The organism is Roseovarius sp. MBR-51 (genome assembly GCF_053628575.1).
The window spans coordinates 350,445-376,746 of the sequence record NZ_JBRJGQ010000002.1 but is presented as its reverse complement, the minus strand read 5'-3'; the positions used below and the strand labels follow the sequence as shown (position 1 = coordinate 376,746).

Below are 26,302 nucleotides of genomic sequence, written 5' to 3'. Positions count from 1 at the left end.
CTTCACTCCGATCCCTGTGACCGGGCGGACAGGTCCGCGTCCCGGCTATTGATCAGCAGGCGCTCCGCCGCAGATGCCCCATCGGCGGCATAGGCCTTGATCAGTTTGAGCGCGAATTGCCCAGTATCAAAGGCTTGGCGCCGCATCTCCAGATAATCTGAATACAGCAGAATGCGCCGGTCCTGAGACAGGCTTTGAAACCGATCTCCCCGCATGTCATCGGCAAGGTTCGCGATTCCCTTGACCAGACTGTAATAGGCCACAACTGCATCAATCGTCTGCCGGGGCAGAACATCAATCTGCGTGGTGATCGCATCGAAAATGTGATCGTGATGCTCTCGCGGAATGAACGGGATGTAATCCGGCTCACGCTGCATCCGGTCTATGGTCTGTCTTGCATAGTCTTGCGCCCTGCCGCTGTCCCACAACGCCGCCAGAGCATTGCCAATCTCGGCATAAATCGCCTTGTGGAAATCGCGCAGCCGCTCGGCCTTGGCCTTGGCCTTGCCCAACTCGTTAAAGATTGCCCCCGTAAGCCAGCCGCCCGCGATCACCAGCCCCGCGATCAAGGCCTGCATGATCGGCACGCTCACACCCAGCCAAGACGCCAAAAGCAGCAAGGGCGCCACCACCAACACCAACAGCGGCAAGGCAATCACAAACATGAATTGCCCGAACACCCGCCGCGCCACCGGCGCCTCCTCCATCACGAAGAAGGCGACCAGCAAAATGCCGGTGGCGCAAGCCCCCAGCAACAGCAGGTTATTCAGGGCAAGCTCGATCATCCCTTCACTCGAACTCCATGATCACATCATCTACCGCCAGACTGTCGCCCGGTCCGGCATGGACCTTAGTCACCACGCCCTTGCGTTCGGCGCGCAGGATGTTTTCCATCTTCATCGCCTCCACCGTGCAGAGCGCCTGCCCCTCCTGCACCTCGTCGCCCGGCGCGACATTGACCTTCACGATCAACCCCGGCATCGGGCAGAGCAGCAGCTTTGATGTATCAGGCGGCAGTTTCTCGGGCATTAACGCGGCCAATTCCGCCTGACGGGGCGTGCGCACATGCACCTTGAGATCAGCGCCCCGCGTGCGGATACGGAACCCGCCGCTGATCTTGCCGACCTTGAGCACCAGCGTCCGGCCATCCACATCAAGCCGCGCCAATTGATCCCCCGGCGTCCAGTCGCTCGTGACCCGCAGCGTATCGCCATCCTCAAAGCGGACAGTCGCCCCCTCACGGTCGGCGGCCACCACCACGCCAAAGCTCTTGCCCTGAAGGCTCACAACCCAGTCCTCGCCGACATGGCGTTCGTGATTGTCCATCCGTCCCGACACCCGCGTGCGCCGGATTTCCGCCACCCGGTGCATTGCCGCCGTGCTCGCGGCAATCGCGCGCAGCGCCTCTTCCGGCAGGGTCACGCCGGTAAAGCCTTCGGGATATTCCTCGGCAATGAACGCCGTGGTGATGTCACCACTGACAAAGCGCGGGTGATCCATCACCGCGCTCAGGAACGGCAGGTTATGGCCAATCCCCTCAACTTCAAAGCTGTCTAGCGCCACTCGCATCCCCTCAATTGCCTCGGCACGGGTATGCCCCCAGGTGCAGAGCTTGGCGATCATCGGATCGTAATACATGCTGATCTCGCCGCCCTCGAAGACGCCGGTATCATTGCGCACCACCGCGCCGTCAATCGCCAACTCCTCGGGCGGGCGATAGCGGCTCAGGCGACCGATGGACGGCAGGAACCCGCGATAGGGGTCCTCGGCATAGAGCCGACTCTCCATCGCCCAGCCCTTCAGCTTCACATCCGCCTGGCGGATGCTCAACGCCTCGCCATTGGCCACCCGGATCATCTGCTCGACCAGATCGACACCGGTGATCAACTCCGTCACCGGATGCTCCACCTGCAACCGCGTGTTCATTTCGAGGAAAAAGAAGTTCTTGTCGCCATCGACGATGAATTCGACCGTGCCGGCACTGGCATAGCCCACCGCCTGCGCCAGCGCCACGGCCTGCTCGCCCATCGCCTTGCGTGTCGCCTCATCCAGAAACGGGCTTGGCGCCTCTTCGATGACCTTTTGGTTCCGGCGCTGAATGCTGCATTCCCGCTCGCCCAGATAGATGCCGTTACCGTGGGTATCGCAGAGCACCTGAATCTCGATATGGCGCGGCTGCGTGACGAATTTCTCGATGAAAATCCGGTCATCCCCAAAGGAACTCGCCGCCTCGTTCTTGGAGCTTTGAAAGCCCTCGCGCGCCTCCTCGTCCGTCCAGGCGATCCGCATCCCCTTGCCGCCGCCCCCGGCAGAGGCCTTGATCATCACGGGATACCCGATCTGGTTCGAGATCGTCACCGCCTCTTCGGCATCGGCGATCAGGCCCATATAGCCGGGCACAGTGCTCACGCCCGCCTCCTGCGCGATCTTCTTCGAGGTGATCTTGTCCCCCATCGCCTCAATCGCCTTTACGGGAGGCCCGACAAAGGCCACACCCGCCGCCTCCAGCGCCTGTGCGAACTTGGGATTCTCGCTCAGAAACCCATAGCCGGGATGCACCGCTTCGGCGCCGGTGGCCTTGACCGCTGCCATCACCTTGTCGATGACGATATAGCTCTCGGACGCAGGGGCCGGTCCGATATGCACCGCCTCATCGGCCATGCGCACATGCAGCGCATTGCGATCCGCATCCGAATAGATCGCCACCGTGGCAATGCCCATCTTGCGCGCGGTCTTGATGACGCGACAGGCAATCTCGCCCCGGTTGGCGATCAATATCTTCTTGAACATCTTCCGTCCCTTCCTCACGTTACGCGGCAGCCCCTCAGGCGGCGCGCCGGATCTCTCTTGGCACAACAAAAAAACCACCGGCGCAGGGCGCGCCGATGGTTCGGTTTGAAATCTTGCGGCGGGCAGGCAAATCGCCTGCATCCGCCTTGTGGATCAGAGGGTCAGCACCGACCAGGATAGGCTTGGCAATAGACCACATTGCCCGCAGCGCCGACCGCAGCCCCTGTAAGAACGCTGCCCCCGACAGCCGCCCCTGTAAGAGCGCCGGCACCGCCCCCCAACAGCGCCTGTTCGGGAACCGTGTCACCGCAGGCCACAAGCGTGCCAAGGGCAAGGACGGCCAAAATGGGGGCAAGGCCCCGTCGGATCGGGTGTAATCGGATATTCTGCATGTGTGGCGTTCTCCTTTGGTGATGCATAGGATATCGCGGGCATAAAACGCTGCGGACAGGGCCGCGTCAAAGCGATTGCGCCGGTGGTCGCCCGCGTCGGCGAATGCCCGCCCACCCGCAAAAGGTGATGGCCCATCACCTGCGCACATAGAAAATGTGGGCGATCCATGCACGCCCGCATGGGATCGCCCACAAGGGGAAGGGCGGCGGGACCGACGCAAGGTCGCGACCTCTGGGGAAAGGACTCCCGCCACTTGCCTCACTGTGCCAGCAACGCGCCGATGCGCCAAGCACGAGCTGCGCCAGACACGCGCGTCGGCAGACCTTTGCCCGTTTGCACAACCTATAGGCAAAATGCCGCCCAAAGCGCCGCCAAAAACTGGGTCACCCCCGCCCATTCTCACTCGAACACCTCGGGAAAGGACGACCGCGCCACATCGAGATCAAGCACCAACAGTGCCTCATAACTCGTGGGATCAAAGGGCTCCTCGGCAGGCTTCACCTCGCGCCCCAATAACCAGCTCAACCTCCCGGCATCCAGATTGCCCCGCTCAAAGGGCTCTGAGCCAAAACATTCCCATATGGCGCGCAAGAATCCGACATCCGCCCGCTTGTCGGCGGGCCTGCGGTCGCGAAACCGCTCACGGGGAAGCAGAGGGGTGGCCCCTTTGGGATTGGCGCGCCGAATCGTGAATTGGAAATCCGTGCCCGGCAAACGACCGGGAAAACCGCGATGCTTCAGCATGTTACGCCCTCCGAATCACTGGGGCGTTGCGCGGAAAGTTTGGTGGACGGGACGGCCCAACCGGTCCGTCCCGTACCTAGCCCAATGGGCTTACTTGTACTTGCCGGTCGAAACGGGCTCTGTGGTGATCGGCTCGACCACAACAAACTCTTCTTCGGCCTGCTGGGCGCATGCTGCAACAAAGGCAACGAGGCCGATTGCGAGAATGCTCTTAACGCTCTTCGACATGTATATCTCCTGTCTCTCGTATCTTCATGAAAAGACGCGCAAGGACACCATGTCCCTGCCCGCCTTAGGGGCGAGGTAAAGGTCGCTTGGGTGCAACCTCGATGCAGCTTATCGGAATTTTTTGGATTTGAACATCTGTCTTCACCAATCCCGTGCGCCTGTGTCTCCAAAGCCTCAGTTGCTCCAAGGTCTTGATTTCGCGGTGCAACATTTTGCGTTTGCATTAGAACATCTCCCAGATGCAGGCTCCGTCCTGCGGCCTGTAGGCCTCAAAGACCTGAATGACTGTGGGGTCGAAAACCCCGAATTCCGACGGTCGGTCCGCCAGCGAAATCACAACCTGAGCGGGCGTTGGCCCAGTATTTGCCAATCGCGGCAGCGCGTAGCTCTCGCACAGCCAGATCAGATCGGCCAGCACCGTTTCCAATTCCGACTCGTCCTCGGACACGCCCTCGAATCCTTCCGCCACGAACCGGAACCGATAGGTGAGTCCCACACCGGGTCGATCCGTCAGCACTTCCTGTATCCGCGCCACAAGACCCGAGGGTAGCGGCAGCGCCTCCTCCTGCGCTGCCGCCCCTTGGGCGAGAGCCAGCCCGGCGCTCAGCGCCACAGCCCGTCCCACCCGTCCCATCATGCGCGCCTCATCCAGCGCGCGCGATTGTCCGCATCCTCCAACACAACCGCAATCAGGGCCTCGCATTTGACGCGATCGAACCGTCCCGCCACAGCCCCTCCGGCCCGCACCTGCATCGCGTCCGCCCGGCGCGTCACCTGCACCACCGGGGCGTAGCCGCGCAGCGATTGCAACGCCCGCCAGAGATCCTGTCGCACCAGATGCGCCAACCGCCGCCGCCCGATTGTGCCAGGCAAGAGGGTGTCCACCGCCAGATCAAAGCGCACAGGCACCCGCCGCGCCACGATGAGAGCGCCCTCCTCCTCGATCACATGCCAGCGGTCCCTGCCCATCCTGCCTCACTTGCGCATCACGGTTCTGCAAATACTCCGGGGGTTTGGGGGCAGGCCCCCAATCCTCACCCCTCACAGCGGAATATTATCGTGTTTTTTCCAAGGGTTGCTCAGCTTCTTGTTGCGCAAGCTCGCAAACGCCCGGCTCACCCGCATCCGCGTGCTACGCGGCTGGATCACCTCGTCGATGAATCCGCGTTCCGCCGCCACGAACGGATTGGCAAACCGCGCCTCGTAATCTTTGGTATGGGCCGCGATCTTGTCAAGCGACCCCAGATCGGCGCGGTGGATGATCTCTGTCGCCCCCTTGGCCCCCATCACCGCAATCTCCGCTGTGGGCCAGGCATAGTTGAAATCGCCGCGCAGATGCTTGGACGCCATCACGTCATAGGCCCCGCCATAGGCCTTGCGGGTGATCACCGTCACCTTGGGCACCGTCGCCTCGCCATAGGCAAAGAGCAGCTTCGCGCCGTGCTTGATAACGCCGCCATATTCCTGACCCGTGCCCGGCAGGAACCCCGGCACATCGACGAATGTGAGAATCGGGATCTCGAACGCGTCGCAGAACCGGACAAAGCGCGCCGCCTTGCGGCTGCTGTCGATGTCCAGACATCCCGCCAACACCATCGGCTGATTGGCGACAACACCGACGGTCTGCCCCTCCAACCGGATGAACCCGGTGATGATGTTCTTGGCGAACTCCGCCTGAATCTCGTAGAAATCCGCCTCATCCGCGACCTTGTGGATCAATTCCTTCATGTCATAGGGCGTGTTGGCATTGTCGGGGATCAGCGTATCAAGGCTTTGCTCCACTCGTCCCGGCTCGTCAAAGAAGGGACGCACCGGCGGCTTCTCGCGGTTGTTCAGCGGCAGGAAATCCACCAGCCGCCGCACCTCGGCCAGCGCCTCCACATCATTCTCGAACGCGCCATCGGCCACGCTTGATTTCTTGGTATGGGTCGATGCGCCCCCCAGTTCCTCGGCGGTGACAACCTCATTCGTTACCGTCTTGACCACATCCGGTCCGGTCACGAACATATAAGAACTGTCGCGCACCATGAAAATGAAATCTGTCATCGCGGGGCTATAGACCGCCCCCCCGGCGCACGGCCCCATGATGAGGCTGATCTGCGGAATGACCCCGCTCGCCATGATATTGCGCTGAAACACCTCGGCATAGCCGGCAAGACTGGCCACACCCTCCTGAATGCGCGCGCCACCCGAATCGTTGATGCCGATGACCGGCGCACCATTCTGCATCGCCATATCCATGATCTTGCAGATCTTCTCGGCATGCGTTTCCGACAGAGACCCGCCGAACACGGTGAAATCCTGCGAAAAGACATAGACCATGCGGCCATTAATCGTGCCCCAACCGGTGACGACGCCATCGCCATAGGGCCGCTCTTTCTCCATCTCGAAATCGGTGCAGCGATGCGCCTTGAACATGTCGAACTCTTCAAAGCTGCCCTCGTCGAGCAACAATTCGACCCGCTCGCGGGCCGTCAGCTTGCCCTTGGCATGCTGAGCCTCGATCCGGCGTTCGCCACCGCCCTTTCGTGCTTCGGCGCGGCGGTTCTCCAATTCCTGAAGGATGTCTTTCATGGCACTCCCCTTGCGATGTTGCGCGCAGCATAGGGATTACAGCCGCGCGGACAAAGGAAAATCGGGCAAATTTGCAAATGTTCGCAAAACACATTCAGCAAATATGTAAACTTGCAAATAATGGCTCACGCGGCATGGACTTCACCGGATGCCACTCCTAGCCATAAGCGATGACCACCGCTCAGCCCCCCCGGTATCTGAACCGCACCACCCCACCGCATATTTCAACGCTGATCCTGCTTGCGGGACTATCGGCGCTTGCGATGAACATCTTTCTTCCCAGCCTGCCGGGAATGACCGCGTATTTCAACACCGAATACCGGTTGATCCAACTGTCGGTGGCGCTCTACCTCGGGGTCAATGCCGGGCTGCAACTTCTGATGGGTCCAATCTCGGATCGATGGGGGCGGCGTCCGGTGATTCTCTGGGGGCTTGGCCTCTTCCTCGTTGCCACTCTGGGGTGCATCTTTGCGCCCAACGTCACCGTGTTTCTCACCTTTCGCATGGTGCAAGCCAGCGTCGTGGTTGCTATGGTTCTCAGCCGTGCCATCGTGCGCGATATGGTCCCGCAGGATCGCGCCGCCTCGATGATCGGCTATGTGACCATGGGCATGGCGGTGGTTCCGATGATCGGTCCGGCCTTTGGTGGGCTGTTGGACGAGGCCTTTGGCTGGCAGGCGAATTTCTGGGCGCTCTTTCTTCTCGGCGCGGCGCTCTTTGGGGTCTGTTGGCGTGATCTCGGCGAAACTGCGCCGCTGTCGGGCCGCACCCTGATGCAGCAGTTCCGCGACTATCCTGCCCTTCTGACCTCTCGCCGTTTCTGGGGCTATGCACTGGCGGCGGGGCTGTCGTCCGGTGCATTCTTTGCCTATCTGGGGGGTGCACCCTTTGTGGGAGACAAGGTGTTTGGCCTGCCGCCCTCGACCCTTGGCATCCTCTTTGGTGCTCCGGCGATTGGCTATTTCCTTGGCAATTTCGCGTCGGGACGGTTCTCGACGCGCGTCGGCGTCAACCGCATGGTGCTCTGGGGCACACTCTTCAACGCGAGTGGTATCGCCCTCAACCTCTTTCTTTTCTATCTCGGGTTTGGCACGGCCTTCACTTTCTTTGGGCTGATGATGTTCATGGGCTTGGGCAATGGCATGGTGATCCCGAATGCGACCGCGGGCGCCCTCTCGATCCGCCCCGATCTCGCAGGCACCGCCAGTGGCCTGTCGGGCGCGCTGATGATCGGCATCGGCGCAGGGCTCTCGGCCTTGGCGGGAATGCTGCTCACCCCCGGAAGTGGGGTCTTTGCGCTTCTGTGGATCATGCTCACAACAGCACTGGCCGCCATCGTCACCATCCTCGCTGTGATCCGGCGCGAACGCAGGCTGGGCCTGGCAGGCTAGGATGCACGACGGACTCCGCCTTTTGCCCAAGAGCCAAGTCTTTCAACCTTAATCACAAATTCTTCATCGCCTCTGGTCCCCGTCGGATCAGGCCCCCACCTGAGACCTGTGCAACCAATAGGAGGTCACCATGTTAAACCGGAACACCCAGCCGCTCGAACCCTTCGCGCCTCTTCATCATCCCCCCGTCCTCGTTTTCTTCACCGATTGGGCAGCGATCTGACCCAAACACGCGACCCTATCGCCACAGTCTGGCTCGGAACGTAAGCATCAACCGCTTTTGATTTTTTCAATCGCGAACGCAGGCATTATATCTGAGTCGACATTTCAGGAGGTTCCGATGATTCATCGCCGCACATTCATGTCCACCGGCCTTGCCACCCTCGGCACGGCAACCCTAGCCCCGAATTTTGCCGGTGCCTTTGAGCTCAACCCGAAATTCGCCCCTCAAGAGGTGTCCTTCGATCCCGTCTATCAACCCGGTCAACTGATCGTGCTGCCGCGCGCGCATTTTCTCTATTTCGTCACCGCGCCGGGCCGGGCTCGCCGTTACGGCGTCGGCGTCGGCAAGGCAGGCTTGGAATTTACCGGCACCGCCACAATCTCTGTCAAAAAGGAATGGCCAACTTGGCGCCCCACGGACGAGATGATCGAACGTGACCCCCGCACTTATGGCCGCTTCAAGGACAATGACTATGTCCAGCCCGGCGGCTCTGACAATCCGCTTGGCTCGCGCGCCCTCTATCTCTTCCAGAATGGTCGCGATACCTATTACCGGATTCACGGAACCACTCAGCCCTCCTCGATCGGGCAATCGGTTTCGAACGGCTGCATCCGGATGATCAACGAGCACGTTCAGGATCTCTACGCGCGTGTGCCGATCGGGACGGTCGTCACCGTTCTCTGACCGGGTCTCTGACCGGGGCGCGGTCGCTCCCCCGGCAGGGATCGCGTGAACGTACGGTCTGACCGCACAAGCGTACGGGGGTCAGATGCGGGGGTCTTGCTTTTCATTTTGGAACTGGCCATATTTCTCGCTGCGACGTTACCGCTATCGACCATCTGTCCTTTACGGCTCAGTCACTCGATCTTGCACGACTTTGCCGGGCTGCCGCACTCCCGCGGGCAGCAAAAACAAAAGGATATCAGTACGATGGCTACTGGCACCGTAAAATGGTTCAACGCCACCAAGGGCTATGGCTTCATTGCGCCCGATGGCGGTGGCAAGGACATTTTCGTTCACATTTCCGCCGTTGAGCGCGCAGGCCTGACCGGCCTGGCCGACGACCAGAAAGTGACTTTCGACATCGAATCCGGCCGCGACGGACGTGAATCAGCGTCGAATATCTCCCTCGCCTGAACGAGAGACGAAGCGATAAATCGCCTGGAATCAAAGACTTATCGCGCCTTAATGTGGCGCGATAAGAGATCGGGCGCAAATACTCCCGAACCTTGCCTTTCCCCTTGAAACCGCCCGCTCGAACGATGACATAGGGCCTGTATCAGGAGGCGAACAATGGCGCTCCCCGTTAGGGAACAGATGAAGTACTGGGGCGCGGCGGCCGTCGTAGCCTTTGTTTTGCTTTGGTTTTTGGGTGATGTGATCCTGCCGTTCGTGCTTGGCGGCGCAATCGCTTATTTCCTTGATCCGGTTGCCGACCGACTGGAACGTCTGGGTCTCAGTCGCGTCACGTCGGTAGGCGTGATCACGCTTCTGGCCATCCTGGCCTTTGTTATCATTGCACTTTTGGTGGTTCCCTCTTTGGTCAATCAGGCCGTTGCCTTGTTCAACATAGCACCGGAACTTGCCAATGATCTCCATCGCTTTCTCAGCACGCATTTTCCCTCTCTTTTCGAGGCGGATTCGGCCCTGAACAAGACGCTGCTGTCCTTGGGAGAGACCATCCGTGAACGCGGCGGCCAATTACTCGAGACAGTGCTCAGCTCCGCCGCGTCAATGGTTAACATATTGATACTACTGGTCATTGTTCCCGTCGTTTCAGTCTACCTTCTCTACGATTGGGACAATATGGTCTCTGAAATCGACCGCCTCCTGCCACGCGACCACGCCCCCGTCATCCGCCGCCTCGCCCGCCAGATCGACAAAACGCTGGCCAGCTTCATCCGAGGCATGGGCACGGTCTGCCTGATCCTTGGCACCTATTATGCGGTCGCCCTGATGCTGGTCGGCTTGCAATTCGGCCTCGTGGTGGGCGCCATCGCCGGACTCATTACCTTCATCCCCTATGTCGGTTCCATCGTAGGCGGCGTGCTCGCCGTCGGACTTGCCCTCTTTCAGTTCTGGGGTGATTGGGTCAGCGTCGGCCTCGTGGCCGCAGTCTTTGTTTCGGGACAAATCATTGAAGGCAATTTTCTGACTCCCAAGCTGGTTGGCTCCTCAGTGGGCCTTCATCCAGTCTGGCTCATTTTCGCACTCTCTGCATTCGGTGCACTTTTCGGCTTTGTCGGTATGCTGGTCGCGGTGCCCGTAGCCGCAGCGCTTGGGGTTATAGCCCGCTTTGCGGTCGACCAATACCGCGACAGCCGGCTTTATCGCGGCATCGAAAGCGTTGATCGCGAATGACGCCCCACCAACTCAGCTTTGATTTGCCAGTGCGGCCTGCACTGGGGAGAGAGGATTTTTTCGTCTCACCGGCCAATGCCGAAGCAGTGGCCATGATCGAATCCTGGGAGACATGGCCCGCACGCAAGTTGATCCTCGCGGGACCCATCGGTTCCGGGAAAACCCATCTCGCACATGTTTGGGCGGCTCTTTCCGGCGCCCGCATCATTGCTGCCACTGATCTCGCCGATGCTGATATTCCCGCTCTTGCGCTCAGTCCTATCGCGATTGAAGACGCTGACCAGACAGCAGGCAACCGCGCTGCAGAAGAGGCACTCTTTCATCTGCACAATCTTAGCCTCGCGGAAGGCCATACGATCCTTCTCACGGCAGAGCGGCCTCCGCACGTCTGGCCACTCAGCCTGCCCGACCTGATGAGCCGCATGCAGGGAACGCTTGTGACCCAATTGCGCGCACCCGATGACGCTTTGCTCGCCGCTGTGTTGACCAAACTCTTTGCTGACCGCCAGATTGCCCCCAGCCCGGACACTGTCCCCTATCTCTCACGCCGCATCGACCGCTCCTTTGCCGCAGTGCGAGAGGTGGTAGAGACCCTCGATGCAGCAGCCCTCTCAGAACGCCGCGCCATCACCCGTGCATTCGCTGCGCAAGTGCTGGACAAAATGGTGTAATAGCGCCACGCTGCGTCACCAATCCGTTACATATCAGCGCGATAAGCCCCTCATGACCCAATCAGATTTCCTGAAACACCCCGCGCCCGAAGCTGTCGAACTGCCTGATCTGGACCTCAGCGGACCGGCGCGGTTCTATAACCGTGAACTCAGCTGGCTTGGCTTTAACTGGCGTGTGCTGGAAGAGGCGCAGAATCCACGCGTGCCGCTCCTTGAGCGGTTGCGCTTTCTGTCGATTTCCGCGACGAATCTGGACGAGTTCTACAATGTGCGCGTCGCGGGCCTGAGAGAGCTGGCGCAAGCGGGCAACACCACCCCCGCTGCCGATGGATTGACCCCTGCCGAACAGCTTGTCCTTATCAACGAGAACGCGCGCAAGCTCTTGGACTCGCAACAAAAAACCTATGACAGCCTGCGCCGAGAGATGGAGGCCGAGAACATCTCTATTCTCGAACACACCTCACTCGGCGAAGACGACAAAACTTATCTTGCGGATGTCTTTCTGAACAAGGCTTTTCCAGTGCTCTCGCCGCTGGCCATCGACCCGGCGCATCCTTTTCCGTTCATCCCCAATCTGGGCTATAGTCTCGCCCTGCATCTTGAGCGCAAGGCGGACAAACGCCCGCTTCAGGCGCTCTTGCCGATCCCGCAACAGATCGCACGATTCATCCCGCTGCCCGCGCCCGAGGGCACCTATCGCTTCCTGCCGCTGGAAGAGTTGCTCTTGTTGCATCTGCACAGCCTCTTTCCGGGCTATCGGTACAAGAGCCATTGTGCCTTTCGTGTGCTTCGCGACAGCGATTTGGAGGTCGAGGAAGAGGCCGAAGACCTCGTGCGCGAATTCGAGGTGGCGCTGAAACGCCGACGCCGCGGCGAGGTGGTGAGGATGAAGATCTCGGCCAATGCGCCAGAGGATCTGCGCCGCGTGATCATGCAGGAACTGCATGTCATCCCCGAAGAGGTGGTCGAAGTCGAGGGCATGATTGGTCTGGCCGATCTCAAGGAACTGGTGCTGGATGCCCGGCCTGACCTGCTCTGGCCGCCCTTTACTCCGCGCGTGCCGGAACGGGTACAGGACCATGGTGGAGATATGTTCGCGGCGATCCGGCAAAAGGACATGCTGCTGCATCACCCCTATGAGACCTTTGACATGGTGGTGCGATTTCTAACGCAGGCCGCGCACGATCCCGATGTGGTGGCGATCAAACAAACGCTCTATCGCACCTCACGCAATTCTCCCATCGTCGAGGCGCTCTGCGAGGCGGCGGAGGATGGCAAATCCGTCACCGCCCTTGTTGAACTCAAGGCGCGGTTCGACGAAGCGGCCAATATCCGGCAATCTCGGCGCTTGGAACGGGCGGGCGCGCATGTGGTTTATGGTTTCATCGACCTCAAGACACATGCCAAAATTTCGACCGTAGTGCGTCGCGAGGGTGACAATTTGGTCACGTATACGCATTATGGCACGGGCAATTACCACCCGATCACTGCCCGGATTTACACGGATCTCAGCTTTTTTACCTGCAATACGCAGCTTGGGCGCGATGCCACAAAGGTGTTCAATTATCTCTCTGGCTATGCGGAACCTGAGGGGCTGGAGAATCTTTCAATCTCGCCCAAGTCGCTTAAACCGCGCCTGCTTGAACTGATTGGTCTCGAGGCAGAGCATGCGCGTGCCGGCAAACCTGCGGCGATATGGGCCAAGATGAACTCGCTGATCGAGCCCGACATTATCGACGCCCTCTATGCGGCGTCAGAGGCAGGCGTGAAGATCGACCTCGTGGTGCGCGGCATCTGCGGATTGCGTCCAGGAATCAAGGGCCTATCCAGCAATATCCGGGTGAAATCCATTGTTGGACGTTTTCTCGAGCATTCCCGGATCGTCTGTTTCGGCAACGGGTTCGGTCTGCCATCAAAAAGGGCGCGGGTGTTCATTTCCTCGGCCGACTGGATGGGCCGAAATCTGAACCGCCGAGTCGAGACCCTCGTCGAAATCGAGAACCAGACCGTAAAGGCACAGATCGTCAGTCAGGTCATGGCCGCCAACATGGCCGATGTGGCGCAGAGTTGGGTCATGGCGCCCGATGGCAGCTTTACCCGTACGCCCGTCCCCGAGGGAGCATTTGCCTTCAACTGCCATCGCTTCTTCATGGAATACCCGTCGCTTTCTGGTCGCGGCTCGGCAGGCGCATCGGATGTGCCTAAATTGACCCATACGGATGATTGACCCACGCGCGCCCGTGTCGCATAGAGGGGGCGCGTAAGACTGGGACGGATATGGACGGCACCAACGATCCAACAGAACCCGACGGCGGCCCATTCGGCCGTCCTCTGTTCGATAGCCCCACCGCGCGTGCGCTCAGCCGCGTGGGTGTGGTTGATGTGGGCTCGAACTCCGTGCGCCTTGTGGTCTTTGACGGCGCTGCGCGCAGCCCCGCATATTTTTACAACGAAAAGATTATGTGCGGCCTCGGTGCGGGCATGTCGGAAAGTGGCCGACTGAATCCGACCGGGCGCAAACGCGCTCTGGAGGCCCTGAAGCGGTTTCAGATGTTGGCCGACGGCATGGACACCGGCCCACTTGTGGCCGTGGCCACGGCCGCCGTGCGCGAAGCCAGTGATGGTGCAGATTTCTGCGCCGAGGTTGAACGCGAAACCGGTCTCAAGCTCTGGGTCATCGACGGTCGAGAAGAAGCGCGCCTCTCGGCGCAAGGCGTTCTCTTGGGTTGGCCAGGATCTTATGGGCTTGTCTGTGATATTGGCGGTTCATCAATGGAACTGGCCGAGATCAATGGCGGCAAGGTCGGCGCGCGGGTGTCCTCGCCTCTTGGTCCGCTGAAACTTCGCGATCTCAAGGGCGGCAAGAAGGCGCGCAAGGCCTATATCCGTCAGACCTTGACTGCGATGCGCGACGAACTTGGTGAACAAAAGAACCGCCTCTTTCTGGTCGGCGGCTCTTGGCGGGCGATCGCCCGAATTGACATGGCGCGACGCAATTATCCGCTACATGTCCTGCACGAATACCGCATGAGCCCTGCCGATGTACGTGCGACGATCAAATACATCGAAAAGCAGGATGCCGAAACACTCCGGCTGCAATCAGGCGTGTCGATGGCCCGGATAGACCTTGTCCCGCAAGCGGTTGAGGTTCTGGGCGAGTTGATCAAAACCTTCAAACCCCGAGACATCGCCGTGTCCAGCTATGGCATCCGCGAAGGCCTGCTGTATGAGCAAATGCCTCAAATGCTGCGCGACCGTGATCCATTGATAGAGGCCTGCCGTTTTGCCGAGCAGAAGGATGCGCGTCTGCCCGGATTTGGCAAAGTCATCTATCATTTCATTCTTCCGCTCTTTAAATCCGCCAAGCCAGAGCGCCGCCGCCTGATGCGCGCTGCATGCCTCTTGCATGACGTCAGTTGGCGTGCCCATCCGGATTACCGCGCCGAAGTCTGTTTCGATAATGCCACCCGTGCCAATCTGGGCGGCCTCAAGCATTCAGAGCGGGTCTATCTGGGCCTCGCCCTGTTGCACCGCTATTCAAACAAGCGCGAGAACAGTCGATTTGCAGATCTTGATGGGCTGATTTCGGATAAGGATCGCCACGAGGCAGAGGTTCTGGGCAAGGCGATGCGTTTTGCCGCAATGCTCTGGCTCAAACGCAATGCCCACTTGGGCGAATTGCGCTGGTTTCCTCAGAAAAAGGTGCTTGAACTGCGCCTGTCGGCAGAGGCCGCCCCGCTCTTTGGCGAGGTGGCTCAGTCGCGCTTTGCGTCGTTGGCCACAGCGTTATCAGCCCGCGTCGTGATCAAGACCCCGAAGTGACAGGGAATTGAGCAGACCAAACCAGCTCAGAGTTCGATTTCACCTTCTGGCAGAGGGGCATCTTTCATCTCTTGCGGAGTCTTGCGGCGCAGGATGATGTCCCCATTGGGTAGAACCTCGGGGGCATGATAGGCGCTCAAATCGCCGACCTCGTCCATCAGGTCGCGCAGCGCTGGCCCCATTTCCTCGACAAACTGACGCAAGGCGGGCTCCATCTCTTGCGCCCTATCGCGCAACCCCTCAAGAGCAGGCCCCATCTCTCGCTGGAGACCCTCGAAAAACAGTCGCGCGCCTTCTTCAATCAGAGAGCGCCCCTCATCTTCGGCCTCTTGAGCGGCCACAGGGGCCGCGCTGAGCGCTGCAATCAGAAAGACAGTGCGGATCAGGCGAGATGGTTTCATTTCACTTATATAGGCAGGTCGGAGGAGGATTTTAAGATCAAAACTCAACATCCAGTGTGACGGGAAAATGGTCTGATGCCGCCAGAAGCGCCTCGCGGAGATCACGATTGTCCCAGCACCCCGGATCGTCGAACGGATGCCAGATCCGCCAGACAGGTCGGCGTGCCATCAGATCCGGTGAGATCAGGATATAATCCAGCAGGGCCTGCATGTAGCGCTTTTTATCGCGGATGTAGAACCGCGCTGTGGTGTGAATAGCCCCGATCCGCTGGGTTAATGCTCCATGCGCATGCGGATCAAAGAGTGTCAGAGCGGTGTCTTGCCCTTCGCCCGTGATAATCTCGAGGGACGAGCGGCCAAAAAGGTGCTCGTATTCATCAAGTCCGGGTCCGTCATTGAGATCCCCCAACACGATCAACGCATCCCCCACCTCCAGATGCGCCGCGATCCTCTGTCGCAACCATACCGCCTGCGCCAATTGCTTTCGCCGATTGGCAATAGCGATGCGCAGGGTCTCATCGCGGCCTTTGGCCCCATGCGGCGCCTTGGATTTCAGATGCGCTCCGATCAAGCGCAGCACCCTGCCCGATTTGGTGGTCAGTTCCACCTCGAGCGGCGGTTTGGAAAACTGGACCCGGTCGGCGTGGTCGTCGATATCGAGATCTATTCTGAATACACCGTCAAATCGCGGCGCCCCTGCCCCGCCGGGCATTGGGTCGCCCTGCGGATCATGCCGCGCGGTCAGGACATCCGGATCGTAGAGCAGCGCCAATTCCTGTTGCGTGTCATTGGCAAAGCCGATTACCGCCCGACGTGCTCTCAAGCCTACGAGCAAAGCGAAATTCTCAAGTGCCGTCACCGTGCTGCGCCGCCCGTTTTGATCTGGGGCCTCAACGACAAGAACAGCATCAGCATCAAGAGCGGAAAAGACAATTCCAAGGGCAGTCAGTTGATCCCCGCGAGTCACCTTGTATCGCGCCGACCATTCGGCATCGTCCAATGGACGCCCTAAATCATCAAAAAGCGCATTGAACCATTCGACGTTATAAGTGGCGATCCGCACTGATACGCGCCTCGCTGATTTCGTCCCACGCGCGATTGATATCGACCAGACGTCTCTCGGCGAGCTTGATCGCTTCGGGGGGCACACCACGCGCCTGCATCCTATCGGGATGTGTCTCGCGCACCAACTGATGCCAGACCTTGCGCACCTCGTCGATCGGCGTATCCACAGTGACTCCCAGCACAGACCAAGGATCGGGTGCGGCATTGGGAACAAACCGCGATCTCAGCGCCCGAAAAGACTGCGGCTTTAGCTCGAAAATCTCTGCCACGCGCTCCAGAAAGGTGTCTTCATTCGGATGATACACCCCATCCGCCATCGCGATGTGAAACAACCCCTCCATGAGGTCACAGAGCGTACCGGGCTGACCGTCGAACATCCGCGCAATGCGTCGAGCATACTCCTCAAACCCTGCCACATCTTGCCGCGCTAGGTTGAATACGCGGGCGGCATTGGCTTCTTCGGCCTCGGCAATCTGGAAGACTTCGCGAAACGCCGTCACCTCTTCACGCGTCACCAGACCATCCGCCTTGGCCATTTTCGCCGAGAGCGCGATAACTGCTATGGTAAAGGCAACACTGCGCTCGGGTGGGCTACGCAGACGGTCGAAAACGGCACTGAGCCCCTCGCCGCTGGCAAGGGCCGACAAGGCTTCGGAGATACGCACCCAGATCGACATGCCAAGTACCTTAGACCCAATCAAGAGCACTGTCAGTGCAAACCGTCACAGGGTTTTCTGTAATAGCACCAAATCCAACCAACGCCCGAATTTTCGCCCCACTTCAGGCATTCGCGCCACCTCAGAGTAGCCGATGGCCCGATGAAAGGCGATGGCCGCTGCATTTTCGCCACTCACACCCGCAACGAGCACATGCAGGTCCGCCGTGCGTGCCACATCCTCTAGTCGCGTCATCAATGCCCGGCCCAACCCGCGTCCCCGTGCGGCTTGGGCTAAAATCACTGTATGCTCCGCTGTACGCGCATAGCCCGGACCCGAGCGAAACCCGCCGTAGCTGGCAAACCCCAGAACCACGCCCTGTTCTTCAATCACCTGAAAGGCCACACCACGTGCGGCCATATCTGCACCGAGGGAGTCAGCCGTCTTTTCCACTGTCGTGAAGGTAACAGAAGTTTCTCGGATGAGCGGATTCCAGAACGCGAGGATCGGCCCGATATCACGCTGTTCCGCTTGTCTGACGATCATTGCAGCACTCTTAGACCATGCGGCGTGGCAATCTCTGCACGCAATTCCGCAGTCCCCGTTTCAAAAACCACTCTGTTGTCGCTTAGTTCGGGCCCAAGCACCGCTTGCAACGTCTTGGCATTTGGATGCGAGACTACCAACCGCAAGAGTCGCGCCCCGGATGGCGTCAATAGCGTCGCTGGATGCGCCGACCCGTGCCACTCGATCAGTGCCGGAAAAAGATTGTTCATCGGTAAAATTCCATTCTGCGGCACCGCCATCCGCCACTTCAGATCCCCACGCGACAGCGCCACTGGCTGTCCGGCCTGCGGATGCCGGATCAGCGTCGCCTCCAGATCGTTCACTCCACAAATCCAATTGTGCAGGCACGGTGGACCGGAAAACCGATCCAGATCGAACCAACGGGGATATCGCGGCGCGGGGGCCTCTGGATCAATCGCAATCACTTCAAGATAAAGGCCATCTGCCAACCCCAAGAGCAAGTTATGCGTGCCAAAATGGGCATGCTTGCCACCGGCTTGAAGACGCAAACCAAGCGCGTCCTCGACATGCGCGCGCCCCGCCTCAAGGCTCTCTGCTGCCACTGCCAGATGATCAATCCGCAGAACCGCGCCGCCCATGGTCAAAGACGCGCCAGAACTTGGGCCATGAAATCCTCACCGCGCTTTTCGAAGTTGTCGTATTGGTCGAAACTTGCCGCCGCCGGGGCCAATAGCACCACGTCACCGGATTCCGCATCGCTCATTGCACTGGCCACGGCCTTCGCCATGGTGGTGCAGACTTCTGAGTCAACCATTCCAAGAGCACGCGCGAATCCCGCTGCCTCACGCCCAATCACATAGGCCTTTCGCACATGCGCAAGCCCCGGTGCCAAGCCAGCAAGGCCGCCGTCCTTTTCCAACCCACCACAAATCCAGCGGATATTCTCAAACGCCTGCAAAGCCTTGAGTGCGCTATCGACATTCGTTGCCTTGCTGTCGTTGACAAAAATGATGCCATCTTTCTCCGCCACCCGCTGACTGCGATGCGGCAAACCCGCATAGCTGTGCAACCCTGCCTCAATCACGCGCGGGGCCAGCCCAAGTGTCCGGCATGCGGCATAGGCGGCGCAGGCGTTCTGATGATTGTGCGATCCGGGCAAACCCTTCACGCCGCGCAGATCAATAGACCCGACCTGCCGCCCGTGACGGTATTCGCTAAGAAATCCCTTGCGGGCAAAGACAGACCAGCCAGAACCCGTTAGTTTATGGTCAACAGAAATCCGGATCACCCGATCATCATTCGGCCCTTCCGCCATCTGCCCGGCAAGATACTGGCCTTCGGGCTCATCCACGCCGATCACGGCCCGGTCCGGCCCGCCTTCGGCAAAGAGCCTGCGCTTGGCCGCGAAATAGCCCCCAAGACCCGCGTGCCGATCCAGATGATCTGGGGAGAAATTGGTGAACACGGCCACATCAGGCGTCAAGGCCCGCGCCAGATCAGTTTGGTAGCTGCTGAGTTCCAGAACGACGACGCCCCCCTCTTCAGGCGGGTCGATATCCAGCACGCCACGCCCGATATTACCGGCGAGTTGGGCCGTTCGCCCTGCCTCGGCAAGTACATGGTGAATGAGCGCCGATGTCGTGGATTTGCCATTGCTGCCTGTGACGGCGATCACCTTGGGCGTCACGTCAAACCCGTCCCAGTCGTCAGTTGCCAGAGATCGGAAAAACAGACCGATGTCATTGTCCACTGGCACACCTGCCGCCTGCGCCGCCACGATCACCCGATTGGGTGCCGGATAGAGATGGGGAATGCCGGGGCTGACAATCAAGGACGCCACCCTGTCCAACGCGCCCGCCCTCGACAGATCAACGATGGCAAACCCCTCAGCCTCAGCGGCCACGCGCGCGGTCTCTGTGTCGTCCCATGCGAGCACCTCTGCACCGCCAGCACGCAATGCCCGTGCCGCCGAAAGGCCCGTGCGCCCCAACCCAAGCACCGCTACCTTTGCCTCGGAATATCCTATGACCGGTATCATCCTGCCCCCATTCAGCCAAATCTGGCCAGCCTTTGCGTATTTGCGCCGGGACTGGGTCAAGATGCAAGCGTCAGCGCCTAGTCTGGTTCAACCTCCTAGACGTGGAAGACGCCTTAGACGGTTCCCACCGCGCACAGCATCTAGCAACTCCAAGAAATTGGGATAGTGGGAGCATCAAAACGCTGCTCACTTGCGCTGTAGCCACATAGCAATAGCGGAGTTTTGTAATCTAAAATCTGACTTCGAGATCGCGTCTGAAAAAGCGGCGCTCACAGCGCCACCAGTGCTAACCACCTTGACCCGGAGTAGGGAACTCGAAGCTCTTTGCCAGCCACCTCGTTTGGATGCTCTCGCACCCAAAATATCCATGCCAAGCGACGGGATTTCGGATCTATCAGAGCTGACGTCAATCAGGGTGCTCTGTTTCAGGCACTGGCACGCGTCACGGCTATCTCCGCTTCTGCTGCGATCACCAGATCATCCAGCCCTTTCCCACCGGTCGCAACATAGGCATGGAGTTGCTCCAGCATGCGCGGCTCCCAATAATCCGTCAAATGCGCGGCGACACGCGCGGAGCGGTCGCTGCCGGGTTGGGTTTTGAAGAATGTGGCGATCTGGTTGGCCATATGGACCATCTTCTCAGGCGACATGAGGAACCTCGGTGTTGATGCGATGGGGATGAGAATAGAGATCAAAACCGCCGCCGCGCGCAAAGGCGGCGATTGAAAGGCCGGAGCTTTCCGCCAGCCTTAGCGCATGGGCGGTGGGCGCAGAAACTGCAATCAGAATGCTGCAGCCTGCCATCGCGCATTTCTGTACCAGTTCGACCGAGAGACGGCTGGTCATCACGATAGCCCCGCTCGCAGGGTCGATACCGTCACGCCACAGCGCGCCGATGAGTTTGTCGAGCGCATTGTGACGCCCCACATCCTCGCGCGCCAAGACCAGACCCTCGCCCGGACGGATGAATCCAGCCGCATGGGTGGCGCGGGTCAGATGATGGAGCGGTTGATGCGCGCTGAGCGCCTCAGTGGCGCGGGCAACCTCGTGCTGCGAGAAAATCGGACCGTGCTGTCTCACATGAGGCACCGACCGGATCGCCTGTTCCAGACTGTCGATGCCGCAAAGTCCACAGCCCACTGGTCCCGCCATGAAGCGTCGCCGAGTCGCGAGCGCCTCTTGCCGGTCGCCGCGCAGCCAGAACCGCGCCTCGATCCCCTGGCCGTGTTCGGCGATCTCGAAGCCCTCGATCTGCGCCAGATCGTTCACAATCCCCTCGGTCAGAGCGAATCCATGTGCGAAATCAGCGACATCCGAGGGCGAGGCCATCATCACCGCCTGCGTCGTGCCATCAAAGACAAAGGCCACCGGGACCTCTTCGGGCAGGGAGCGGGTGACGCAGCGCGCCCCCTCTTGCTGCACCGAGAGGCCCGGCCGGCTCTGGGTGGGAGAAAAGCCCATCGCCATCACTCTGCCGCGGGCAGGATGCGCCGCGCCTGGGCGGCCTGCGCGGCATAATCCTCTTGCCAATCACTTGGCCCGTTCGACAGGCTGATCTGCACCGCTGTCACCTTGTATTCCGGGCAATTCGTCGCCCAATCGGAATAATCGGTCGTGATCACATTGGCCTGAGTGTCCGGGTGGTGGAAGGTGGTGTAGACGACACCGGGACTGACACGGTCCGTGAGCTTGGCGCGCAGCGTCGTTTCTCCCGCACGGCTGGCAAGCCGCACCCAATCGCCCTCTTTCAACCCGCGCACCTCGGCATCGTGCGGGTGGATTTCCAGCAGATCCTCTTCATGCCAGATGACATTGTTTGTGCGTCTCGTTTGCGCGCCGACGTTATACTGGCTGAGAATGCGCCCCGTGGTCAGCAGGAGCGGGAAGCGCGGGCCGGTTTTTTCATCCGTTGCCACATATTCGGTAACAATGAACCGCCCCTTGCCGCGCATGAAACCGTCGACATGCATCAGCGGCGTGCCCTCGGGATGCGCCTCGTTGCACGGCCATTGCACGCTGCCTTTCTCCTCGAGCAGGGCGTAATCCACCCCGGCAAAGGAGGGCGTTGTGGCCGCGATCTCTTCCATGATTCGGGCCGGGTGGCTGTAGTGCCACGCCGCCCCCATGGCATTGGCGAGCATCTGGGTGATCTCCCAGTCGGCATAGCCATTGAGGGGCGGGATCACCTTGCGCACGCGGTTGATGCGGCGCTCGGCATTGGTAAACGTCCCGTCCTTTTCCAGAAAGGTCGAGCCGGGCAGGAACACATGCGCGTAATTGGCGGTCTCGTTGAGAAAGAGGTCATGCACGATGACACAGTCCATCGCCGCCAGACCCGCGGCCACATGTTTGGTGTCAGGGTCGGATTGCAGGATGTCCTCACCCTGACAATAGAGCCCCTTGAAGGTGCCATCGACAGCCGCATCGAGCATGTTGGGAATGCGCAGGCCGGGTTCTGCGTCGATCTGAACGCCCCATGCTTCTTCAAAGACCTTGCGGACTTCCGGGCCTTTGACGTGACGATAGCCGGGCAGTTCGTGCGGGAAAGAGCCCATGTCGCAGGCGCCCTGCACGTTGTTCTGGCCGCGCAGCGGGTTCACGCCGACGCCGGGCCGTCCCATGTTACCAGTCAGCATGGCAAGGTTGGCGATGCCCATGACGGTCGTGGACCCTTGGGAATGTTCGGTCACGCCAAGGCCATAATAGATCGACCCATTGCCACCGGTGGCGAATAGACGGGCGGCGGCGCGCAATGCTGCGGGATCAACGCCGGTCAGCAGCGCGGTTGCTTCGGGAGAGTGGCGCGGATTGCTGATGAAGTCGGCGTAATGCTGGAATTCGTCCCAATCGCAGCGCTCGCGGATGAAGTCCTGATCCATCAACCCTTCGGTCACGATCACATGCGCAAGGGCGCTGACCACGGCGACATTGGTGCCGGGGCGCAGGGGCAGGTGATGGGATGCCGCGACATGCGCCGACTTCACCAAATCAATCCGGCGTGGATCGACCACGATCAACTTGGCCCCCTCCCGCAGCCGCTTCTTGAGGCGCGAGGCAAAGACCGGGTGGCCATCCGTGGGGTTAGCGCCGATCACTACAACCACATCGGTATGCTCAACGGAATCGAAATCCTGCGTGCCCGCAGAGGTGCCAAAGGTCTGACCCAGACCATAGCCGGTGGGCGAATGACAAACGCGCGCGCAGGTATCGGTGTTGTTGTTACCAAAGACTGCGCGCGCCAGTTTCTGCACCAGATAGGTTTCTTCGTTGGTGCAGCGGCTTGAGGTAATCACGCCGATAGATTTCTTGCCATATTTTTCTTGAAGCCCGCGCATACGGCTGGCTGCGAAGCTTAGCGCCTCGTCCCAGTCAACCTCGCGCCACGGATCGCTGATCTGATCGCGGATCATCGGTTTGAGGATGCGGTCCTTGTGATGGGCATAGCCATAGGCAAAGCGGCCCTTGACGCAGGAATGCCCGCGATTGGCCTTGCCGTGCTTGTAGGGTGTCATGCGCACCAGCGTGTCGCCGTTCATCTCGGCCTTGAAGGAGCAGCCGACGCCACAATAGGCGCAGGTGGTGATCACCGAGCGGTCTGGCGTTCCCAGTTCGATGATGGACTTTTCCTGAAGCGTCGCGGTCGGGCAGGCCTGCACGCAGGCGCCGCAGCTCACGCAATCGGAGGCGAGGAAGTCGCCACCCGCATTGCCCGCCGACACCCGGCTGTCAAAGCCACGGCCCTGAATGGTCAGTGCAAAGGTGCCCTGCACCTCTTCGCAGGCGCGAACGCAGCGGTTGCAGACGATGCATTTGCTGGGATCATAGCTGAAATACGGGTTGCTGTTGTCCTTGGGCAGCCATTCCGGGTTTGCCTCGCCGCTCGTGTTGCGGGCTTCGAAATGGTTGACCATGCCGCCCTTTTCCGGGGCCTCGTAGCGCACATCGCGCAGACCGACCGCGCCCGCCATATCCTGCAATTCGCAATCGCCGTTGGCCGAACAGGTCAAGCAATCGAGCGGGTGGTCGGAGATGTAAAGCTCCATCACCCCTTTGCGGATCTTGCGCACTTTGCTTGAGCCGGTATGGACCACCATGCCGGGGGTTACAGGCGTGGTGCAGGAGGCAGGCGTGCCGCGCCGCCCGTCGATTTCCACGACGCAGAGGCGGCAGGAGCCGAAGGCCTCGAGGTTGTCAGAAGCGCAGAGCTTGGGGATGGAAATCCCCGCCTCAGCGGCCGCGCGCAGAACCGATGTGCCCTCGGGCACGGTGACGGCCATGCCGTCGATTTCCAAAGTCACCGGCGCACCCTGTTTGGCGGGCGTGCCCATGTCGCGGTCGTTGGGAATGATGAAATCTTTCATTCGGCGGCCTCCTTTTGGATGGCGAAATCATTGGGGAAATGCGTGAGGGCAGACATCACCGGCAAGGGGGTGAAACCACCAAGGGCACAGAGCGAGCCATCTTTCATGGTCTCGCAGAGGTCCGTCAAAAGCGGGATGGCTGAACCGTCACCGGCAGCGATCCGGTCGATGGTCTCAACACCTCGAACGGCACCAATCCGGCAGGGCGTGCATTTGCCACAGCTTTCCACAGCGCAGAATTCCATCGCGAAACGGGCCATTTGCAGCATGTCCGCAGCGTCATCAAACACCACAAGACCGGCATGCCCAAGCAGCCCGCCCCTATCGTCGAGTTCCTCATAACCGAGAGAGGCGTCGAAATTCGCCACGGGGATATAGGACCCGAGGGGTCCGCCCACCTGCACCGCCTTGACCGGGCGACCAGTGGCGGTGCCGCCGCCTAGATCGTTCACCACCTCGTCCAAGGTGATGCCAAAGGCGGTCTCAAACAAACCGCCCCGCGCCACATTACCTGCAATCTGAAGGGTCACGGTGCCGCGCGAGCGCCCAAGACCGAAATCGGCATAGTGTTGCGCGCCTTTCTCAAAAATCACCGGCACCGTGGCGAGGCTGATGACGTTGTTCACAACCGTGGGCCGCCCAAGAAATCCTTCGAGCGCCGGAAGGGGTGGTTTGGCACGGACGACGCCGCGCTTGCCTTCGAGCGAGTTCAACAGAGAGGTTTCCTCACCACACACATAGGCCCCGGCACCAACCCGGATTTCCATGTCAAAGGCGCGGCCAGACTCTAGTACACTCGCGCCCAAAACACCTGCCGCGCGCGCGATCTCGACTGCGCGGCGCATCACACGGATTGCATCGTGGTACTCCGAGCGCAGGTAAACATACCCGCGGGTCGCGCCCACACCGAGACCCGCAATCGTCATTCCCTCAATCAGGGTAAAGGGGTCTCCTTCCATGATCATCCGGTCCGCGAAGGTGCCGCTGTCGCCCTCATCGGCATTGCAGACGATGTATTTCTGCGGCGCTTGCGCCTCAAACACGGTCTTCCATTTGATGCCGGTCGGGAATCCTGCGCCGCCACGCCCGCGAAGGCCAGATTGTGTGACTTCTGCAACGATCCCGGCCCCGTCCATCTCAATGGCGCGACGCAGGCCCACAAGCCCACCATGCGCCTCGTAATCCGCGATGTTCAGAGGGTCAACGACGCCGACACGGGCGAAGGTGAGGCGCGTCTGCCGCTTCATCCAGTCCAAATACTCAACTGGGCCTAGCGCCTTGGCGCTGCTGCCATCGAGAATGCCCGCAACATCGCCCACGGTCGCCGGACCATAACCGTGACGTATCCCGTTGATCTCGACCTCGACCAGCGGTTCCAGCCAGATCATACCGCGCGTACCGGTGCGGATGATTTGTGCCTCCGGTGCAACGGTGAGGATGGCGGCGACCACCTCTTCAGCGCCAAGCGCCTTGGCGGCACTGTCCATGGGGATGTAAATCTTCATGCGCCCGCCTCCGCCAAGAGGGCATCCATCCGGGCGGCATCCATCCGGCCCACCACGCGGTCGTCCAGCATCGCCGCAGGCGCGCAGGCGCACAGGCCAAGGCAATACACCGGCTCGACCGTGACCGCACCATTCGCGGTGGTGCCGTGCCAATCAAGGCCCAGCTTGGTCAGTGTCGCATCGGCAAGCGCCGTGCCACCGACAGCCTGACAGGCCTCGGCCCGACAGATTTTCAAAATATGCCGCCCGGCGGGATTGGCACGGAAATCGTGGTAAAAGCTGATCACGCCATGCAGTTCTGCTCGGCTTATGTTGAGCGCTTCGGCAATGGGCCGATGCGCTGCCTCGGGGATGTAACCAAAGCTGTCCTGCATTGCGTGCAGGATCGGCAGGAGTGGACCTTCAAGATGCAGATGTTCTGTCAGGATAGCTTGAATATCATCCGGGGCGGGTGTTGTCATGGCTTGCCTCTCGCGGTTGCTGCGATCAGTCAATCAGTTCAAGCCATGAACAATCAATATCAATATACGGTCACTTGATAGGCATATTCT

Annotated in this window: 26 protein-coding genes; 7 read left to right on the top strand and 19 right to left on the bottom strand. The window is 60.1% G+C overall.

What is annotated here, in order from left to right:
* Positions 1–2: 2 nt before the first annotated feature.
* From ACSSVY_RS04350 to ACSSVY_RS04315, 8 genes are all read right to left on the bottom strand, one after another.
* Positions 3–785 (bottom strand): hypothetical protein, encoded by a 783-nt coding sequence (locus ACSSVY_RS04350; protein ID WP_454268199.1) that lies wholly within the window; start codon positions 783–785, stop codon positions 3–5.
* Positions 786–789: 4 nt separating this feature from the next.
* Positions 790–2,790, bottom strand: a complete 2,001-nt coding sequence (locus ACSSVY_RS04345) for an acetyl-CoA carboxylase biotin carboxylase subunit (RefSeq protein ID WP_454268198.1) — start codon at positions 2,788–2,790, stop codon at positions 790–792.
* 161 nt (positions 2,791–2,951) lie between these two features.
* Positions 2,952–3,182, bottom strand: a complete 231-nt coding sequence (locus ACSSVY_RS04340) for a hypothetical protein (protein ID WP_454268197.1) — start codon at positions 3,180–3,182, stop codon at positions 2,952–2,954.
* Between the two features lie 400 nt (positions 3,183–3,582).
* Positions 3,583–3,927: a hypothetical protein gene (locus tag ACSSVY_RS04335; RefSeq protein WP_454268196.1), complete on the bottom strand. Its 345-nt coding sequence runs from the start codon at positions 3,925–3,927 to the stop codon at positions 3,583–3,585.
* Between the two features lie 90 nt (positions 3,928–4,017).
* Positions 4,018–4,155: a hypothetical protein gene (locus tag ACSSVY_RS04330; protein ID WP_009819523.1), complete on the bottom strand. Its 138-nt coding sequence runs from the start codon at positions 4,153–4,155 to the stop codon at positions 4,018–4,020.
* Positions 4,156–4,378: 223 nt separating this feature from the next.
* On the bottom strand, positions 4,379–4,792 hold the full coding sequence (locus ACSSVY_RS04325; RefSeq protein ID WP_454268195.1) for a DUF6497 family protein: 414 nt from the start codon (positions 4,790–4,792) through the stop codon (positions 4,379–4,381).
* A complete protein-coding gene (locus tag ACSSVY_RS04320) occupies positions 4,789–5,124 on the bottom strand; it encodes a hypothetical protein (RefSeq protein ID WP_454268194.1) in 336 nt (111 codons plus the stop codon). Before ACSSVY_RS04320 ends, ACSSVY_RS04325 begins: the two co-directional genes overlap by 4 nt.
* Before the next feature lie 72 nt (positions 5,125–5,196).
* Positions 5,197–6,729, bottom strand: a complete 1,533-nt coding sequence (locus ACSSVY_RS04315; protein ID WP_454268193.1) for an acyl-CoA carboxylase subunit beta — start codon at positions 6,727–6,729, stop codon at positions 5,197–5,199.
* Between the two features lie 170 nt (positions 6,730–6,899).
* Here ACSSVY_RS04315 and ACSSVY_RS04310 point away from each other — a divergent pair, with 170 nt between their 5' ends.
* The 7 genes from ACSSVY_RS04310 to ACSSVY_RS04280 all read left to right on the top strand — a co-directional run bounded on the left by ACSSVY_RS04310 (position 6,900) and on the right by ACSSVY_RS04280 (position 15,197).
* Positions 6,900–8,120, top strand: coding sequence for a multidrug effflux MFS transporter (locus ACSSVY_RS04310; protein WP_454268191.1), 1,221 nt, complete (start codon positions 6,900–6,902; stop codon positions 8,118–8,120).
* A gap of 340 nt (positions 8,121–8,460) precedes the next feature.
* A complete protein-coding gene (locus ACSSVY_RS04305; protein ID WP_454268190.1) occupies positions 8,461–9,027 on the top strand; it encodes a L,D-transpeptidase in 567 nt (188 codons plus the stop codon).
* A 246-nt stretch (positions 9,028–9,273) separates the two neighbouring features.
* On the top strand, positions 9,274–9,480 hold the full coding sequence (locus ACSSVY_RS04300) for a cold-shock protein (RefSeq protein WP_454268230.1): 207 nt from the start codon (positions 9,274–9,276) through the stop codon (positions 9,478–9,480).
* 156 nt (positions 9,481–9,636) lie between these two features.
* On the top strand, positions 9,637–10,704 hold the full coding sequence (locus ACSSVY_RS04295) for an AI-2E family transporter (RefSeq protein WP_454268189.1): 1,068 nt from the start codon (positions 9,637–9,639) through the stop codon (positions 10,702–10,704).
* Positions 10,701–11,375 carry an HdaA/DnaA family protein gene (locus tag ACSSVY_RS04290; RefSeq protein ID WP_454268188.1) on the top strand — a complete coding sequence of 225 codons (675 nt, stop codon included), beginning with the start codon at positions 10,701–10,703 and terminating at the stop codon, positions 11,373–11,375. The genes ACSSVY_RS04295 and ACSSVY_RS04290 overlap by 4 nt, the downstream gene beginning before the upstream one ends.
* Positions 11,376–11,427: 52 nt before the next feature.
* The gene (locus ACSSVY_RS04285) at positions 11,428–13,602 is read left to right on the top strand and encodes an RNA degradosome polyphosphate kinase (RefSeq protein ID WP_454268187.1); all 2,175 of its coding nucleotides are present in this window, start codon (positions 11,428–11,430) and stop codon (positions 13,600–13,602) included.
* 50 nt (positions 13,603–13,652) lie between these two features.
* Positions 13,653–15,197 (top strand): Ppx/GppA family phosphatase, encoded by a 1,545-nt coding sequence (locus ACSSVY_RS04280; RefSeq protein WP_454268186.1) that lies wholly within the window; start codon positions 13,653–13,655, stop codon positions 15,195–15,197.
* Between the two features lie 26 nt (positions 15,198–15,223).
* On the opposite strand, the gene ACSSVY_RS04275 is transcribed toward ACSSVY_RS04280, so the two are convergent.
* From ACSSVY_RS04275 to ACSSVY_RS04225, 11 genes are all read right to left on the bottom strand, one after another.
* Positions 15,224–15,598, bottom strand: a complete 375-nt coding sequence (locus ACSSVY_RS04275) for a hypothetical protein (protein WP_454268184.1) — start codon at positions 15,596–15,598, stop codon at positions 15,224–15,226.
* A gap of 37 nt (positions 15,599–15,635) precedes the next feature.
* Positions 15,636–16,661 carry an endonuclease/exonuclease/phosphatase family protein gene (locus ACSSVY_RS04270; RefSeq protein WP_454268183.1) on the bottom strand — a complete coding sequence of 342 codons (1,026 nt, stop codon included), beginning with the start codon at positions 16,659–16,661 and terminating at the stop codon, positions 15,636–15,638.
* Positions 16,642–17,340, bottom strand: coding sequence for a TerB family tellurite resistance protein (locus ACSSVY_RS04265; protein WP_454268182.1), 699 nt, complete (start codon positions 17,338–17,340; stop codon positions 16,642–16,644). Before ACSSVY_RS04265 ends, ACSSVY_RS04270 begins: the two co-directional genes overlap by 20 nt.
* A 45-nt stretch (positions 17,341–17,385) precedes the next feature.
* Positions 17,386–17,865, bottom strand: a complete 480-nt coding sequence (locus ACSSVY_RS04260; RefSeq protein ID WP_454268181.1) for an N-acetyltransferase family protein — start codon at positions 17,863–17,865, stop codon at positions 17,386–17,388.
* Positions 17,862–18,485: a VOC family protein gene (locus ACSSVY_RS04255; protein WP_454268180.1), complete on the bottom strand. Its 624-nt coding sequence runs from the start codon at positions 18,483–18,485 to the stop codon at positions 17,862–17,864. The genes ACSSVY_RS04260 and ACSSVY_RS04255 overlap by 4 nt, the downstream gene beginning before the upstream one ends.
* Positions 18,486–18,487: 2 nt before the next feature.
* Entirely contained in the window at positions 18,488–19,885 is a 1,398-nt protein-coding gene (gene murD, locus ACSSVY_RS04250) for a UDP-N-acetylmuramoyl-L-alanine--D-glutamate ligase (protein WP_454268179.1), read from the bottom strand.
* A gap of 425 nt (positions 19,886–20,310) precedes the next feature.
* Positions 20,311–20,535: a formate dehydrogenase subunit delta gene (locus tag ACSSVY_RS04245; RefSeq protein WP_454268178.1), complete on the bottom strand. Its 225-nt coding sequence runs from the start codon at positions 20,533–20,535 to the stop codon at positions 20,311–20,313.
* The gene (gene fdhD, locus ACSSVY_RS04240) at positions 20,525–21,352 is read right to left on the bottom strand and encodes a formate dehydrogenase accessory sulfurtransferase FdhD (RefSeq protein WP_454268177.1); all 828 of its coding nucleotides are present in this window, start codon (positions 21,350–21,352) and stop codon (positions 20,525–20,527) included. The genes ACSSVY_RS04245 and fdhD overlap by 11 nt, the downstream gene beginning before the upstream one ends.
* Positions 21,352–24,246: a formate dehydrogenase subunit alpha gene (fdhF, locus tag ACSSVY_RS04235; RefSeq protein WP_454268176.1), complete on the bottom strand. Its 2,895-nt coding sequence runs from the start codon at positions 24,244–24,246 to the stop codon at positions 21,352–21,354. The genes fdhD and fdhF overlap by 1 nt, the downstream gene beginning before the upstream one ends.
* Entirely contained in the window at positions 24,243–25,751 is a 1,509-nt protein-coding gene (locus tag ACSSVY_RS04230; RefSeq protein ID WP_454268174.1) for an NADH-ubiquinone oxidoreductase-F iron-sulfur binding region domain-containing protein, read from the bottom strand. The genes fdhF and ACSSVY_RS04230 overlap by 4 nt, the downstream gene beginning before the upstream one ends.
* Positions 25,748–26,212, bottom strand: coding sequence for a formate dehydrogenase subunit gamma (locus ACSSVY_RS04225; RefSeq protein WP_454268173.1), 465 nt, complete (start codon positions 26,210–26,212; stop codon positions 25,748–25,750). The genes ACSSVY_RS04230 and ACSSVY_RS04225 overlap by 4 nt, the downstream gene beginning before the upstream one ends.
* Positions 26,213–26,302: the final 90 nt, after the last annotated feature.